Annotated in this window: 1 protein-coding gene; it reads right to left on the bottom strand. The window is 59.0% G+C overall.

From position 1 onward, the window contains the following. The coding region (locus AC1DCY_RS27655; RefSeq protein WP_477355962.1) for a hypothetical protein at positions 1–454 on the bottom strand (454 nt) is incomplete at both ends.

The following is a 454-nucleotide window of genomic DNA, read 5'->3' as shown; positions in this document are numbered from 1 at the left end:
GGTCGCCGACCTGGCTGTTGCCGGTCATGGCCCATTCGGATTGATGATCGATGCCGAGCGTGGCGACGTTCTCCAGGCGCCCGGTCAACAGCGAACCTTGCTGCAACTGCACATTAGCGGTGCTGCCCGCCTCGGCGATCACATCACCCGTCAGCGAGGCCTGGTTGAAGTTCAGGTTGGCGGTGCTGTTACCGGCCACCTGAACATTGCCTTCCAGTGCACTGCTGCCAACATTCATGTTGACCGACGCCGCTCCCGCCACTTCAAGAATAGTGCCGTTGCCGCCCTTGAGGGTCGAACCGTTAATGACATGAATGTCAGTAATGGTGTTCGTTGCCCCGGCATTGTCCACAACGATCGCAGAACCGGTTTTGCCTTCCGCGCTTGAATTGTCCAGCACCAGTTGGCTGCCTTCGCCCGGGACTTCAACCTTGACCGTCACACCGTTATGGCC

Source organism: Lysinibacillus sp. 10T31 (assembly GCF_056394365.1).
The sequence above is the reverse complement of the archived record's forward strand: the minus strand, read 5'-3'. Positions and strand labels throughout refer to the sequence as shown.